The following is a 15,970-nucleotide window of genomic DNA, read 5'->3' as shown; positions in this document are numbered from 1 at the left end:
AGGGTGTCCGGCCCTTCAAGCCGCTACGGTGCCTCGGCGACCCTCACTTCTTACGGCGGCCCCGGCTCCGCGCCTGCTTGCGGCGCTCCGCGCGCGTGAGGCCGTCGGCCTCGGAACGCACCGGCTCGTCGTCGGTGGCGAAGTCACCCTCGACGGTGCCGCCCTCGCCGTCGACCGTCGGCGCGGAGAAGTGGAGGTTGCGCCGCTGCGGAGCGTCGAGCCCCTTGGCGCGGATCTCCGGGCGGGAACCGGCCTGCGCCGGCACCGTGTCGTGCTTCTCCAGGTCGGCCACCGGCTTGGTGTCCTCGACGGGGACCTCCTCGACCTGCTGCTCGACCTGGACCTCCAGGTTGAACAGGTAGCCGACGGACTCCTCCTTGATGCCCTCCATCATGGCGGTGAACATGTCGAAGCCCTCGCGCTGGTACTCGACCAGCGGGTCCTTCTGCGCCATCGCGCGCAGGCCGATGCCCTCCTGGAGGTAGTCCATCTCGTAGAGGTGCTCGCGCCACTTGCGGTCGAGGACCGACAGCACGACCCGGCGCTCCAGCTCACGCATGATCTCGGAGCCGAGCTGCGCCTCGCGCGCCGCGTACTGCTCGTGGATGTCGTCCTTGATGGAGTCGCCGATGAACTCGGCGGTCAGTCCGGCCCGGTCGCCGGCCGCCTCCTCCAGCTCCTCGACCGTGACGTTGCACGGGTAGAGCTGCTTGAAGGCGCCCCACAGCCGGTCGAGGTCCCAGTCCTCGGGGAAGCCCTCGGCGGTCTCGGCCTGGATGTACGCGTCGATCGTGTCGTCCATGAAGTGCTGCACCTGCTCGTGCAGGTCCTCGCCCTCCAGGACGCGGCGCCGCTCGCCGTAGATGACCTCACGCTGGCGGTTGAGGACCTCGTCGTACTTCAGGACGTTCTTACGGGTCTCGAAGTTCTGCTGCTCCACCTGCGACTGGGCGGAGGCGATCGCGCGCGTGACCATCTTGTTCTCGATCGGCACGTCGTCAGGGACGTTCGCCATCGACATCACGCGCTCGACCATCTGGGCCTTGAACAGCCGCATCAGGTCGTCGCCGAGGGAGAGGTAGAAGCGGGACTCGCCGGGGTCGCCCTGACGGCCGGAACGACCGCGCAGCTGGTTGTCGATCCGCCGCGACTCGTGCCGCTCGGTGCCCAGCACATAGAGCCCGCCGAGCTTCTCGACCTCGTCCTTCTCGGCCTGGACGGCCTTCTCGGCGCGCTTGAGCGCCTCGGGCAGGGCCTGGGCCCACTCCTCGATGTGCTCCTCGGGGTCGAGGCCGCGCTGGCGCAGCTCCGCCTCGGCGAGGTCCTCGGGGTTGCCGCCGAGCTTGATGTCCGTACCACGTCCGGCCATGTTCGTGGCCACCGTGACGGAGCCCTTGCGGCCTGCCTGGGCGACGATCTGCGCCTCACGGTCGTGCTGCTTGGCGTTCAGCACCTCGTGCTGGATGCCGCGCTTGCTGAGCTGCTGCGAGAGGTACTCGGACTTCTCGACCGAGGTGGTGCCGACGAGGATCGGCTGGCCCTTGCGGTGCTTCTCCTCGATGTCGTCGACGACCGCCTCGAACTTGGCGACCTCGGTCCGGTAGATCAGGTCCGACTGGTCCTTGCGGACCATCGGCCGGTTGGTCGGGATCGGCACCACGCCGAGCTTGTAGATCTGGTGGAACTCGGCGGCCTCGGTCATGGCCGTACCGGTCATGCCGCACAGGCCGGGCTGCTCCTTGCCCTTGTGGTCGTGGCGCTTGTAGAGGCGGAAGAAGTTCTGGAGCGTGATCGTGGCGAGCGTCTGGTTCTCGTCCTTGATCGGCACCCCTTCCTTCGCCTCGATCGCCTGGTGCATGCCCTCGTTGTAACGGCGGCCCGCGAGGATACGTCCGGTGTGCTCGTCGACGATCATGACCTCGTCGTCGATGATGACGTAGTCCTTGTCCTTCTTGAAGAGCTCCTTGGCCTTGATGGCGTTGTTCAGGTAGCCCACCAGCGGGGTGTTCACCGACTCGTAGAGGTTGTCGATGCCCAGCCAGTCCTCGACCTTGCTGACGCCGGACTCGTGGATGGCGACCGTGCGCTTCTTCTCGTCGACGTCGTAGTCGCCGGTCTCCTCGATGCCCTTGAGCGGCTGGCCGGCCTCGCCGCGCTTGAGGCGCTTGACCAGCTTGGCGAAGTCGCCGTACCACTTGGTGGCCTGGTCGGCCGGGCCGGAGATGATCAGCGGCGTACGGGCCTCGTCGATGAGGATGGAGTCGACCTCGTCGACGATGGCGAAGTTGTGGCCGCGCTGGACGAGCTCGTCCTTGGACCACGCCATGTTGTCGCGCAGGTAGTCGAAGCCGAACTCGTTGTTCGTGCCGTACGTGATGTCGCAGGCGTACTGCTCGCGGCGCTGAGCCGGCGTCATGTTGGCGAGGATGCAGCCGACGTTCAGGCCCAGGAAGCGGTGGACGCGGCCCATCATCTCCGAGTCGCGCTCGGCCAGGTAGTCGTTCACCGTGATGATGTGGACGCCCTCGCCGGACAGCGCGTTCAGATACGCCGGCAGCGTGCCGACGAGGGTCTTGCCCTCACCGGTCTTCATCTCGGCCACGTACCCCATGTGCAGCGCGGCGCCGCCCATCATCTGCACGTCGTAGTGCCGCTGGCCCAGGACGCGCTTGGCGGCCTCGCGGACGGTGGCGAACGCCTCGGGCAGCAGGTCGTCGAGCGTCTCGCCGTCCGCGTAGCGCTGCTTGTACTCATCGGTGAGGGCCCGCAGCTCGGCGTCGGAGAGGTCGACGAAGTCCTCTTCGATGGAGTTGACCTGGTCCGCGATGCGGTGCAGCTTGCGCAGGATCTTGCCTTCGCCTGCACGCATGATCTTCGAGAGGACGGACACGGGGGTTGGTCTCCTTGCCGGTCGGGCCTGGGACGGTCGGTTACCACTTGACTTACTGAGCAACGGCCATCGTATGCGAGGACCCCACCGCGCCGGGAGGGCCTGCCGTGACGGCGACCGTCCGCTGCTTCATTTCGCTTTCACTCTGCTTCAAAGGGAACAACGTCCGGGCCCCTCGGATGGTGCCGCATCCCTCACCCGAATCACGCGAAGCGTGACCACTCCCTCACCCACAGCAAACAGATGGCGCTTCCGGGGGCCTCCCACCACAATCGGCCGATGGACCCCGTCACCCTCACCACGGACCGCCTCCTGCTGCGCACGGTCGGCCCCCAGGACACCGACGCGGTGTACGACGCCTGCCAGGACCCCGACATCCAGCGCTGGACCACGATCCCCTCGCCTTACCTCCGCGAGCACGCCGAGGCCTTCACGGAGCAGTTGGTCCCCGACGGCTGGGCGGACGGATCCATGTACACCTTCGGCGTCTTCCTCCACTCCGGAGAACTCGCCGGCATGGTCGGCATCACCATGCGCGCCCTGGGCATGGGCGAGATCGGCTTCTGGGCCGCCAAGGAGCACCGCGCCAACGGCTACATCACGGAGGCCGCCCTCACGGCCTGCCGCTGGGCCTTCGTCCACGCCGCGATCGACCGCGTCGAATGGCGCGCCGAGGTGGGCAACCGCGCCTCCCGCGCGGTGGCGGAACGAGCCGGTTTCACGATCGAAGGCACGCTGCGCGCCGCGACCAACAACAAGGGCGTACGCCGCGACACCTGGATCGGCTCCTTGCTCCCATCGGACCTGAGCCTCCCGTCGACGGCCCCGTACTTGCCGGCGCGCGCGTAGCTGTTCTCAGGGCTGCTGAGCTGCTCAGCTGCGGGCAGTCGTGCCGCCGGGGCGGCACGGGCGGGCGCAGCGGCACCTCGCACCGCCGAACTGCGCCCCACCCGCCCCAGCCCCAGCGCACAGCACCCCCACACCCAACCTCGCAGCTCACGCCACCTCTGTCAGTCCCACCCCCTATCGTGCAAAACCATGACCACCCCGCGCCCCGCAACAGAGCTCTCCGCAGACGAGGCCCGCAGACTGACCCTCCGCGCCCAGGGCTTCCTCGGCGCCCCACCCCGCCGCGCCGGCGTCCGCGGCATCCTCCGCCACCTGGGTGCGATACAGCTCGACACCATCTCGGTCCTGGCCCGCTCCCACGAACTCGTCCCGTACGCCCGCCTGGGCGCGGTGGGCCGAAAGACAGTGGAGAACGCCTACTGGAGGGACACCCACGCCTTCGAGTACTGGTCCCACGCGGCCTGCATCCTCCCCATCGAGGAGTGGCCGCACTTCGCCTTCCGCCGCCGCGCCTACCGCAACCGCCCGCACTGGAACCACGACCTCCCGGACGGCGCCTACGACGAGGTCATCAAGCAGCTCCGCGACGAAGGCCCCCTCACGGCCACCGAGTTGGGCGGCGCGAAGAAGACGAACGACTGGTGGGACTGGTCCGGCTCGAAGGTCGCCGTCGAACGCGCCCTGATGTACGGCGAGGTGGTCTGCGTGGAGCGCCGCGGCTGGAAGCGCGTGTACGACCTCGCCGAGCGCGCGATCCCGGACGCCCTGCTGCACGACGAGCTGGACGACACCGAGTGCCTGCGCCGCCTGGTCCGCCTGGCGGGCCAGTCCCTCGGCGTCGGGACGCGCGCGGACATCGCCGACTACCACCGCCTCAAGGGCGAGCAGGTCGACGCCGTGATCGCCGACTCGGGCCTCGTCCCGGTCACGGTCGAGGGCTGGGGCAAGCCCGCCTGGGCCGACCCCGCGGCCCTGGAGACACCCCCGCGCGGCCGCCACCGCACCACGCTGCTCTCGCCGTTCGACTCCTTGATCTGGGAGCGGGCACGCACGGAGCGGATCTTCGGCTTCACCCACCGCCTGGAGGCCTACGTCCCCAAACAGAAGCGGGTGCACGGCTACTTCGCGATGCCGGTCCTGGCCGGCGGCCGGCTCGTCGGCCGCGTGGACCCGGCCCGCGAGGGCAGCACGCTGGTGGCCAAGCAGGTCACGCTCGACGGCGCGAAGGCCGTCCCGGCCGTGGCCCAGGCCCTGACCGAGGCGGCGACCTGGGTGGACTGCACGGACGTACGCGTAGAACGCGTCGACGCACCGGACCTGCGCGAACCCCTCGTCAAAGAACTCGCCCGCATCCTCGCCTGAGCCCTACCGGATCTCGAGGATCTTCTCCCGCATCGCATAGACCACCGCTTCCATCCTGGAGTGCAGCTGAAGCTTCTCCAGGATGTTGCGCACGTGGTTCTTCACGGTGTTCTCGGAGATGAACAACTCCTTGGCGATATCGCGGTTGTTCATTCCCGTCGCGACGAGTTTGAGGACTTCCAGTTCGCGGTCCGTCAGCCGCGGCGCGGGCACCAGCCGGCGCTCGTCCGTGCGCTGGATCATGGACTTGAACTCGGTGAGCAGCTTCGACGCCATGGACGGGCTGATCTGCGACTGCCCGTCGGCCACCGCGCGAATGGCGGTGGCCACCTCGTCCGTCGAGATCTCCTTGAGGAGATAGCCGGTCGCGCCCGCCTTGATGGCCTCGTAGAGATCGGCTTCCTCGTCGCTGATCGTCAGCATGATGATCTTTGCGCTGGGGGCGACCTCCTTGATGGAGGTGCATGCCTCGATCCCGCCGCGCTTGGGCATCCGCACATCCATCAGGACGATGTCGGGCAGCAGGTCGGCGGCCTTCTCGACGGCCTCGGCGCCGTCGCCCGCCTCCCCGATGACCTGGATGTCCTCCTCGGCCGCCAGCACGATCTCCAGGCCACGACGGAACAGGGCGTGGTCGTCGACCACAAGGACTCTGATCGGTTCCTTGCGTGGAGAGTCCGTGTCCGGGCCCATGCCGACGACGCCGCCGTCGGCATCCTCGTCACGCATCGGTCCGAAGCTGTCCGCCATCGTTCCTCCCCCTGAAGGCTGCGGCCTGTGGTCCTGAGCCATCGCCAACCCAGAGCAACGACCCACCGGTTGGGCCGTGGCCAACCATGATTTCATGCCCGGACGACACCAGGGTGACGGAGCGGGGCGTCAAGTGGTCGCACGGGGGTGCCCCTGGGGGCGCACACGCGCTCCAGGGGCACCTGCTCCGCTCTCACCCGGCATGGTCAGCCGCCGAGCGCACCGCCGGCCTCGGGGGCGTGCGCGTGTGTGACCATCGTGTCCGTCCGGAGGTGGATCACGCCGTAGTCGTAGGCGTGCCGTCGGTAGACGACACTCGGTTCCTTGGTCTCGGAGTCGACGAACAGATAGAAGTCGTGCCCGACCAGTTCCATCTCGTAGAGAGCCTGGTCGAGGGTCATGGGGGCTGCGACGTGGGTCTTCTCGCGGACGACGATGGGGCCGTCACCCTGCACTTCCAGCGAGCCGATCTTCTTCGTGGGGACGGCCTCTTCCGGCTCCTCCTCGGGAGTCGGCACCAGGCCGTTTCCGTTGAGCGTCGCCACACCCGGGACGTGGTCGGCGACCTCCGCGGCCGAAATCCGGCGCGCGCCACGGCGCGAGAACCGCTTGTCGTGCTGCCTGCGCAGCCGGGCTTCCAGCTTTTCCGCCGCCAGGTCGAGCGCCGCGTACGGGTCGCTCGCCGCTGCCTCCGCCCGGATCACCGGACCGCGGGAGCGGAGCGTGATCTCCACTCGGTCACAGCGGTCGGCCTGCCTGGGGTTCGGCTCCTTGGACACCTCGACGTCGAGGCTGATCACCTTGCCATCGAGCTTCTGGATCTTCTCCAGCTTCAGCTTCTCGGCCACGTGCTTCCGGAACCGCTCGGGCACCTCGGTCTTGCGGCCCTTGACGACGATGTCCACGCAGAACTCCGTTCCCGGATCGCTCCGCTTCGCTGCGGAGCGTCTCCCTTTTGCACCAGGTCCCGGTGTGCCCCGGGACCTCGGACTCGGTGACTTCCACCTCCTCCCCCGTGGGCGAGATCTCCACTCCACCGTCGCGAGTGATGAAGAAAAACCCGCGGCACGGCATTCGGATTTGAGAGGTGTGGCCTGCGGCTTTCCCTCTCAACCGAACATATCTCGCCTGGACGGATGTCGTCACCCTCTACTGCGGCGTACCTCCGTTCAGGTGAATAAGCCCTCTCGCTACCTGCAACGACGCAAGATCTCAGTCAGTTCCGGTTTATTTCAAAAGAGTCCGGTGATGCGGCGACCACTGCCGCGCACACCACGTCGACGACTCCGTCGGCGCCGCCCGCGCCCCTGATTCCCTGCCGGCCGGGCCGCCGGCCCGTCCTCTCTCGCGTTGTTCCGACGTTCTGTTCCTCTCTGCTTTCCCATGTCTCTCCCCCGTACACGGCCACAGCCCCCGCAGCGTTCGAAACCGGCCCCGCCGCCCGCACGGCCCGCGCGGCCTCCGCCAAGGACGCCCCCGTGGTCATCAGGTCGTCGACGAGGACGACCGGCCCTCCCAAGAGCAGCCGGGCACCCCCGGGAACCACCGCCAGCGCGCCCGCGAGATTGTCCAGTCGCTGCCGGGAGTTGAGCACCGACTGGTCGGCCACGGCCCGAACCTGCCGCAGCACGCCGAGCACCCTGGCCGGAACCCCGCGCCGCCGCAGTTCCCCCGCCGCCGCGAGCGCGATCCGCCGCGCGGGATCATGCCCCCGGGCCCGCACGGCCCGCCGCCCGGACGGAACGGGCACGAGCAGCACAGGAGCCCCGGCGTCCCGGGACCACGCCCCCTCGCCCCCGGCCCAGGAGCCGCCCCACGCCCTCTGCAGCCCCGCCCGCACGGCTCCCGCCAAGGCCACCCCGAGGGGACCTGCGAGCGCCAGGGCACCCCGTTCCTTGTGGGCCAGCAGCGTCGCCCGCACCTCGTCCGCATACGGAGCCGCCGCGTGCACCCGGGGCAGCCCGGGTGGCTCCGGCACCGGCCGCACCCGGCGTGCCGCGACTCCGCTCAGCACCGCACGGCACTCCGGACAGAGCACCGTACGAGGCCTCCCACAGCCCCCGCACTCGGCCGGCAGCACCAGGTCGGTGAGGTCCTGCCACCACCCCCGCATGGCCACACTGTGCCGAACCGGGCCCCGCCCCTGCCACCCCTGTGGACAACGGCCTGTGGACAACTCCCCGCCCGGCGAACGGCTCGTCCCCCACATGAGTGACGGCCCCGTGGGACGGCCCGAGAGTCCGGGGGCGCACCGGCCGCTCCCGCTCCCGAACGACAGCGGTCGCCCCTCCCGGGCCTCACCCGGCAGCAGCGACCGCTCGCACGCCCCGGGCACCGGCCACGGGGGTGTCACACCTCACCCCGGATAGACCGGCGCCGTCCCCTCCGTCACCTTCTGCCACTGCGCGCCCGACGGCAGCCGGACGATTCCGTCCACCGAGTACGCCACCAGCGGCAACCCCTCGTCCTCGGCGGCGGTGACCTCCTTCACGCCGGTCAGGGCCGCGGGCGCCGGTACGTCCGGCGTGGAGCCGTCGACCTGGACGTACCGCATCTGCTCCACACCACCGTGCTCACGCCCGACCACCACGAGCCGGCTGTCCCCGGCCCACGACATGGCGGTGACCTCCTCCAACTCCGGCGTCGCGGAGCGCAGTTCGACCACCCTGACGGCCGGCTGCTCGCCCGGCTTCCCCTCCCGCTCGATCAGCCCGATGAGCAGGGTCTTCTTGCCGCCCTTCTCCACGACGAGCGCGATCCGCACTCCGTCGGCGGCCACCCGCACGGCCTGGACCCGCCCGTCCAGGTGCGGCATGCGCACCTCCAGCGGATCGCCCTTGCCCTCCTCCAGCAGGAGCAGCCGGGGGTTGTCCGGGTCGCGATCGGCCACCCACAAGCCGTCGTGCGCGTCCCAGCTGGGGGTCGTCAGCCGGTCGGTCTCGGTCCGGCCGTGGCTGCGCAGTACCGGCTCGCCCAGCGAACCGCCCGAGACCAGCGACCCCACGTACAGCGACTTGCCGTCGAGGCTGACACCGGCCGCGGTGTGCTCGTCGCGCGACACGGCCACCGACCGCAGTGCCGTGTCGCCCTCGCCCAGCGCCCCCGGCGCGGGGTCCGACTTGGGGTCGCTGCTGCCCGCCGGGATCCGTACCAGCCGGTCCTTGCCGTCGACGAAGTACAGGTAGTCGGGGTGGCGCGTCGAGCTCCGGAAGGCGGCGGCATCGGCCGCGCCCTTCGCGAGCGAGCACAGCTCCTCCCCGTCGGCCCGCAGCTCGACCTCCTCCACCACGGGGCTGAGGCTCTGCAACGTGAACAGCAGCTGGGCCGCCATCTCCTGGCACCGATTGGTGCCGACGCCCGCGGCCTTGTCGTTGAGCGGGACGGTCAGCTTGTTCCGGTCGTCGGGCGTCAGCGCACCGGTCTTCTTCGGCAGCGCCGTACCGGTGGGGAAGCTCGACCTGACGACGGGCCCGAGCCACCGCGTGGGCCCGCTCAGGACGGAGCGCACCACCTGTGTCATGGGGTCCACCCGCCGACGGACGTACACGGGGTCGGCGACCGCCGTGGGCTGGGTGTCCGCCCCGGCCGCCGAGGTGTTCGAAGCGAAGTAGTACTTGTTGACGGACATGTAGTTGCGCTGGAAGTCCGACTCACCCATGACGACGCCCTGCGGCAGCGCGTCGATCCGCCACTGCCGGCTCTTGTCGTCCTGCGTCAGGTGCACGGTACGGCCGTACGCCCCGGTGGCCGGCGCGTACGCCTGCTGCGCGTCCACGGTGGCCACCTTGGTGCCGGTGAGCGTGTACGAGATCTCGCCGGTGTCCTCCCCGCCACCGCCCGCCTCGGGTTTGGCACCCGGCCCGTCCGTCAGCACGGTGGTGGAAAGCTCCGGCTGCCACGTCTTGGCGGCCTCGCCGGTCAAGTACTGCCGCGCGGTCTTGTAGTGCGGGTCGTCGCTGGTGAGCGCCTCCAGGAAGCCCTGCACGATCTCCGAGGGCGGCGCGTCCTCCCCCGGCGGCACGGCGAACACCCGGACCTGGGTGTCCTGGCGCGGTGTGGACTCCACACCCCGCAGATCCCCGCTGTCCGGCATCGAGGCACACCCTGCCAGCAGCAGGACGCCACCGGCGGCGTACGCCATCACGCGCGCGGGCGTACGCCGACCGCGCCCCCCACGGTCAGCGCCCACGAGATGCCTCCCCATGCCTGTCCGCGCTCTCCGCGTCTGTTTTCCTGCCCGCGTCCGCGGTTCCGTCGTCCCCGTGCGCGTCCCGCGACCCGCTCACGTCCCGGTCCCGAGAGGCCCCGGCGGGACCACCCGACTTGCCGCTGCCGACCGCACTCGCCGGTCCATTCCTCACACCGTTGCCGGCCGTACCAGCCGGTCCGCTCGCCGTACCGCCGTCGGCCACGCCTGACGAATCACTCACCACGCCGTTGCCGGCCGGGCCACTCGCACCCGCGTCGCAAGCCGGCCGCTCCGGGGCCGCCTGCGCATCCTCGGCCCGGCGCGTGCCCGAGGCGGGCCGGGGCACCACGCGCGCGCCGTTGCCGGGCAGCGCCGTCGGATCGGCCGTAGGGGCCGCGGAGGCCGTCCGCGGCGGTATCGGGTCCCGCCCCGGCCCCGACGGCGCCGGCCCGCTCGCCGACTGTGCCGGCACGGTCGCCCGCTTCTCGCCGTCCCCGCCGCCGCACGGCAGCCCGGCGTCGTCGAGCCCTCGGTTCCGCCGTGAGTCCTTGGGCTCCAGCGGTATCGGAGAGCCCCGCAGCGGCTCGTCCGCGGTCCTGGGCAGCGTCAGCCGGAACTGCGAACCGCCGCCCGGCTCGCCCCACGCCTGAAGCCAGCCACCGTGCAGCCGCGCGTCCTCCAGGGCGATGGACAACCCCAGGCCCGTACCACCGGTCGTACGCGCGCGTGCCGGGTCGGCCCGCCAGAAGCGGCTGAACACCCGGGTCGCCTCGCCCGGCTTGAGCCCGACCCCGTAGTCCCGCACCGCGACCGCGACCGCACCGCCCGCCGCGGCGAGCTTGACGACCACGTCCCTGCCCTCACCGTGCTCGACGGCGTTCACGACGAGGTTGCGCAGCACGCGCTCCACGCGCCGGGCATCGGCCTCGGCGACGACAGGCTGCTGGTCGCCCAGGATGCGGATCCGCGTGCCCTTGCGCTCCGCGAGCGGCTCGGCCCCGCTGACCACCCGCCGTACGACCTCCCTGAGGTCTATCGGCTCGGCCTCCAGCGCCGCGGCGCCCGCGTCGAACCGGCTGATCTCCAGCAGGTCCGCGAGCAGCGACTCGAACCGGTCCAGCTGGTCGGCGAGCAGCTCCGCCGACCGCGCGGTCACCGGGTCGAAGTCCTCACGCGCCTCATGGATGACGTCAGCGGCCATCCGTACGGTCGTCAGCGGCGTACGCAGCTCATGCGACACGTCCGACACGAACCGGCGCTGCATCCGCGACAGGTCCTCCAGCTGGCTGATCTTCAGCTGGAGGTTCTGGGCCATCTTGTTGAAGGCCTCGCCGAGCCGCGCGATGTCGTCCTCGCCGGTGACCTTCATACGCTCCTGAAGCCGCCCGGCCGACAGCCGCTCCGCGATCCCCGCCGCCATCCGCACCGGCGTGACGACCTGCCGCACCACGAGCCAGGCGATGGCCCCGAGCAGCACGACGACGAACAGCCCCGCCGTCGCCAGGGTTCCCTTGACCAGGCTCAGCGACTTCTCCTCCTGGGTGAGCGGGAAGAGGTAGTAGAGCTGGTACGGGTCCCCGTTGGGGTCGTTGACCTGCTTGCCGACGACCAGGCCCGGCTGGGATTCCTTGGTCGCGTTGTTGTAGGTGATGCGGGTGTAGCTCTGCGCGGCCGTCGTGCTGCTGCCGATCCGCTCGCGCAGGTCGGCGGGCACGCTCCTGTTCCAGTCCACCTCGCCGGAGGCACGCTGCCCACGGCCGCCCGCGCCGTCCTCGTCGGAGGCCGGGAGCGTCACCACCTCGAAGGCGCCCTGGCCGCCGCTGGACAGCGAGGAGACGAGGTCGCTCATCCACTCGGTGACGTTCTGCGCGGGACGCCCGTCCGCCGTGGCGACGTCGTCGCCGGTGCCGCTCGCCGCCTCGTCGGCCCGCTGCTTGGCCACCGCGAACCCGCCCGTGGCCTGGCTCTGGGACGCTTTCACCTTGGCGTCCAGCAGGCCGTTGCGCACCTGCCCGATGACGACGAAACCGAGCAGCAGGACCACGCCCAGCGACATCAGCAGCGTGGTGACGACGACCTTGAGCTGGATGTTGCGGCGCCACAGCCGCATGACGGGCAGCAGCGGCCGGCGCACCCACCGCATGAACAGCCGGATGACCGGGCTGCCCTGGACCCCGCCCTGGAGCAGCAGCCCGCTCTCCAGGAACCGTCCCCAGCGGGAACCCGCCTTCTTCCGCCCGACAGGCCGCTCCGGGCGGGCCCCGGACCGTCCGGGCGCCGAAGCGGCACTGTCGCCGGACATGTCAGCTCGGCCCTGCCTTGTACCCGACACCACGGACCGTCACCACGATCTCCGGCTTCTCCGGGTCCTTCTCGACCTTGGAGCGCAGCCGCTGCACGTGCACGTTGACCAGCCGCGTGTCCGCCGCGTGCCGGTAGCCCCACACCTGCTCCAGCAGCACCTCGCGCGTGAACACCTGCCACGGCTTGCGCGCGAGCGCGACCAGCAGGTCGAACTCCAGCGGCGTCAGCGCGATCGACTGCCCGTCCCGCTTCACGGAGTGCCCGGCCACGTCGATGACCAGGTCACCGATGGCGAGCTGCTCCGGAGCGGGCTCCTCCGACCTCCTGAGCCGTGCCCGGATCCGGGCCACCAGCTCCTTCGGCTTGAACGGCTTCACGATGTAGTCGTCGGCACCCGACTCCAGGCCCACGACGACATCGACCGTGTCGCTCTTCGCCGTGAGCATCACGATCGGCACACCGGACTCCGCCCTGATCAGACGGCACACCTCGATGCCGTCCCGGCCGGGCAACATCAGATCGAGCAGCACCAGATCGGGCTTGGACTCGCGGAAGGCGGCCAGCGCCTTGTCGCCGTCGGCCACGAAAGACGGCTCGAAACCCTCACCACGCAGCACGATGCCGAGCATCTCGGCAAGTGCGGTGTCGTCGTCGACGACAAGGACTCGTCCCTTCATAAACGACATCATCCCATTCTCATAACGGTGGCGAAGGCAGTGGTGAGGTAGGTCACCGGCCAGTGACCATAGTCGCAGCAAGCGCTACTGTCTGCCCTCGTCCGCCCCCCTTGTTGATCTCGACGACGGGCAGCGGCAGGCCCTCGCCCCGCAAAGCGACGAGGTTGCCGGAGCCCGCGCCACTGCGCACGCGCTCCGGCAGCCGCCTGGCTCAGCCCAGCCGCCCGGCTCAGCCCGCCGCCACCCGGCGCGACCGGGCACACACCTCCGCGAGCGCCTCGGCCGTCACCGGCGAAACCGCACCCTCCTCCGTGACGATCGCCGTCACCAGCTCGGGCGGGGTCACGTCGAACGCCGGGTTGTACGCCTGCGTCCCCAGCGGCGCCACCGGAATGCCACCGCCCGCCTCAGCCCCGGTCACCGGAACCTGTGGCGCCACGAACTCGGTCACCTCGTGACCGGCCCGCTGCTCGACCTCGATCGACGCCCCGTCGGGGGTGTCCGGATCCACCGTCGTCACCGGCGCCACCACGATGAACGGCACATGGTGATACCGCGCGAGCACTGCCAGCGGATAGCTCCCGACCTTGTTCGCCACCGAACCGTCCGCCGTGATGCGGTCCGCCCCGATCAGCACCGCGTCCACCTCCCCGGCGGCGAACAGCGACCCGGCCGCGTTGTCGGTGAGCAGCGTGTACGCCATCCCACTGCGCGCCGCCTCGTACGCCGTCAGCCGGGCGCCCTGCAACAACGGACGCGTCTCGTCCACCCACAGACGCCGCAGCCGGCCCGCCCGGTGCGCCGCGAGCGCCACCGCGAACGCGGTCCCCTCCCCGCCCGACACCAGCGAACCGGTGTTGCAGTGCGTGAGGATCCGGTGCCCGCCGCCGGGCAGCAACTCGTCCAGCAGCGTCAGCCCGTGCTCGGCCATCCGCGCACTGGCCTCGGCGTCCTCCCGGTGCAACTGCCGCGCCGCCGCCAGCGCCGCAGCGGCCGCCTGCCTGATGTCACCACCCTTGGCGAGCGCCGCCTCGTGAGCCGCTTGTGCCCGGCGCACCCCCACGGCCAGGTTCACCGCGGTCGGCCGGGCGCTCGCCAGCGCGGCCGCGGCCTCGTCCACGTCGAAGCCCCGCACGGCGGCGAGCGCGACGCCGTACGCTCCCGCGATGCCGAGCAGGGGTGCCCCGCGCACGGCGAGCGAGCGGATCGCCTCCACGAGCGCGGGCGCGTCCGTACAGACCAGTTCGACCTCCTCGGCCGGCAGCCTCGTCTGGTCGAGAAGGACCAGAACGGGTCCTTCCGGTGGCTCTTCCCAACGGATCGCCGGGATCTCGGTCGGCCGCTTGTCATCGCCGCTGTACGCGTACTGATCAGCCATGCGGTCAGTCTGCCCCCTAACGCGCGGACAATAGAAGGTACGCAGCCCATACCGCGGCCGGTCACTCCAAGACCACCCCATGGCACGATGGCTGCCAACCTGCCGCCGCGACCGCGGACGGGCACCGTGAAGGAGCGACGATGAACGACACTCCGGGCTGGGCCTCGCCCGGATCCGCCCCGTCCGAAGGGCAGAAGCCTGACGCGTCCGGCCCTGCCGAGCCCGCCGACCGCCCGGGCCCTGCCGAGCCGACCGACCGCCCCGGCCCCGCACAGCCCGCGGACCAGCCGGGCCAGCCGGCCCAGGCCCCGCAGGGCCCCGGCCCGCAGTGGTCCAAGGACCAACCGCCACCCGCCCAGTGGTCCGCCCCCAGCGGCCCCGGAGGCCCGGCCGTCCCCGGCCAGGCTCCCCCGCCCCCGCCGCCCGGCCCCGGCTGGGGCACCCAGCCCCCCGGCGGTTACGGCCCTGGCGGCCCCGGAGGCTACGGTCCCGGCGGCCCGGGAGCCCCCGGCGGATACCCAGGCCCCGGCGGCCCCGGAGGCTACGGCGGCTGGGGCAACGCCTGGGGCGGCCCCCCGCCCGCGGCCAAGCCAGGCGTGATCCCGCTCCGCCCGCTCGGCGTGGGCGAGATCCTCGACGGCGCGGTCTCCACCATGCGCACCTACTGGCGCACGGTCCTCGGCATCTCCCTGACCGTCGCGGTCATCACCGAGGTCATCGTCGTGCTGTTCCAGGGCCTCGTCCTGAACGACTCCAGCACCGAGGCCCTCAACGACCCGAGCGCCACCCTCAGCGAACTGAGCCGCGCCATGGGCGACGCCATGCTCAACTCCACCGTCGTCTTCGTCATCTCCCTGGTCGGCACCGTCATCGCGACCGCACTCCTCACCACCGTCACCAGCCGCGCCGTGCTCGGCAAGTCGGTGACCATCGGCGAGGCCTGGCGGGACGCCCGCCCCCAGGTCGTCAAACTCTTCGGCCTCATCTGCCTGTTGCTGCTCATCACCGCGGGCATCGTCACCGTGGGCACCCTGCCCGGCATCCTCATCGCCGCCGCCGGCAGCACCGGGCCGGGCGTCGCCCTGACCGTCCTGGGCGTCATCGGCGCCGGCATCGTCGCCCTCTGGCTGATGATCCGCTTCTCCCTGGCCTCGCCCGCCCTGATGCTGGAGAAGCAGGGCATCAAGAAGGCGATGAGCCGCTCCACGAAGCTGGTCCGCGGCACCTGGTGGCGGATCTTCGGCATCCAGCTGCTCGCCACGATCATCGCGAACGTCGTCGCCTCGATCATCGTCATCCCGTTCACCTTCCTCGCCGCGGCCCTCAGCGGCGACGGCGTCACCGGCTGGCTCAACAGCGGCGGCTCCAGCCTCGGCTGGACCTTCCTCATCGTCAGCGGCATCGGCGCGGTGATCGGCTCCATGATCACGTTCCCGATCACCGCCGGCGTCACCGTGCTCCTCTACATCGACCAGCGCATCCGCCGCGAGGCCCTCGACCTCGAACTGGCCCGCGCCGCCGGTGTCCAGGGCTACGGCTCCACCGCCCCCGGCGCCATCCCGGGGAGCTGA

10 protein-coding genes and 1 pseudogene are annotated in these 15,970 nt (G+C 70.8%); 3 read left to right on the top strand and 8 right to left on the bottom strand.

Annotation, left to right across the window (positions count from 1 at the left end):
- Nucleotides 1-43: 43 nt before the first annotated feature.
- Nucleotides 44-2,890: a preprotein translocase subunit SecA gene (secA, locus tag MQE23_RS27030; protein WP_020276236.1), complete on the bottom strand. Its 2,847-nt coding sequence runs from the start codon at nt 2,888-2,890 to the stop codon at nt 44-46.
- Nucleotides 2,891-3,169: 279 nt separating this feature from the next.
- Between secA and MQE23_RS27025 the strand changes: the two genes are divergently transcribed.
- The gene (locus MQE23_RS27025; protein WP_243380513.1) at nt 3,170-3,739 is read left to right on the top strand and encodes a GNAT family N-acetyltransferase; all 570 of its coding nucleotides are present in this window, start codon (nt 3,170-3,172) and stop codon (nt 3,737-3,739) included.
- A gap of 189 nt (nt 3,740-3,928) precedes the next feature.
- On the top strand, nt 3,929-5,101 hold the full coding sequence (locus tag MQE23_RS27020; RefSeq protein ID WP_243380512.1) for a crosslink repair DNA glycosylase YcaQ family protein: 1,173 nt from the start codon (nt 3,929-3,931) through the stop codon (nt 5,099-5,101).
- A 3-nt stretch (nt 5,102-5,104) separates the two neighbouring features.
- On the opposite strand, the gene MQE23_RS27015 is transcribed toward MQE23_RS27020, so the two are convergent.
- The 7 genes and pseudogenes from MQE23_RS27015 to mtnA all read right to left on the bottom strand — a co-directional run bounded on the left by MQE23_RS27015 (nt 5,105) and on the right by mtnA (nt 14,399).
- Complete coding sequence (locus MQE23_RS27015) at nt 5,105-5,851, bottom strand: response regulator transcription factor (protein ID WP_020276233.1); 747 nt, start codon at nt 5,849-5,851, stop codon at nt 5,105-5,107.
- A gap of 206 nt (nt 5,852-6,057) precedes the next feature.
- Nucleotides 6,058-6,756, bottom strand: a complete 699-nt coding sequence (raiA, locus tag MQE23_RS27010; protein ID WP_010039802.1) for a ribosome-associated translation inhibitor RaiA — start codon at nt 6,754-6,756, stop codon at nt 6,058-6,060.
- Between the two features lie 311 nt (nt 6,757-7,067).
- Nucleotides 7,068-7,964 carry a ComF family protein gene (locus MQE23_RS27005; RefSeq protein ID WP_037672619.1) on the bottom strand — a complete coding sequence of 299 codons (897 nt, stop codon included), beginning with the start codon at nt 7,962-7,964 and terminating at the stop codon, nt 7,068-7,070.
- A 243-nt stretch (nt 7,965-8,207) separates the two neighbouring features.
- A complete protein-coding gene (locus MQE23_RS27000) occupies nt 8,208-10,040 on the bottom strand; it encodes an LpqB family beta-propeller domain-containing protein (protein ID WP_243380511.1) in 1,833 nt (610 codons plus the stop codon).
- 289 nt (nt 10,041-10,329) lie between these two features.
- Nucleotides 10,330-12,342: pseudogene (mtrB, locus tag MQE23_RS26995) on the bottom strand (MtrAB system histidine kinase MtrB); the annotation flags it as partial.
- Nucleotide 12,343: 1 nt separating this feature from the next.
- On the bottom strand, nt 12,344-13,033 hold the full coding sequence (mtrA, locus tag MQE23_RS26990; protein WP_003990656.1) for a two-component system response regulator MtrA: 690 nt from the start codon (nt 13,031-13,033) through the stop codon (nt 12,344-12,346).
- A gap of 217 nt (nt 13,034-13,250) precedes the next feature.
- Nucleotides 13,251-14,399 (bottom strand): S-methyl-5-thioribose-1-phosphate isomerase, encoded by a 1,149-nt coding sequence (gene mtnA / locus MQE23_RS26985; protein ID WP_020276230.1) that lies wholly within the window; start codon nt 14,397-14,399, stop codon nt 13,251-13,253.
- A gap of 140 nt (nt 14,400-14,539) precedes the next feature.
- On the opposite strand from mtnA, the gene MQE23_RS26980 reads away from it, so the two are divergent.
- Complete coding sequence (locus MQE23_RS26980) at nt 14,540-15,970, top strand: glycerophosphoryl diester phosphodiesterase membrane domain-containing protein (protein ID WP_243380509.1); 1,431 nt, start codon at nt 14,540-14,542, stop codon at nt 15,968-15,970.

Source organism: Streptomyces sp. HP-A2021 (genome assembly GCF_022807935.1).
GTDB lineage: Bacteria > Actinomycetota > Actinomycetes > Streptomycetales > Streptomycetaceae > Streptomyces > Streptomyces afghaniensis.
This window is presented reverse-complemented; position numbering and strand designations above follow the sequence as displayed.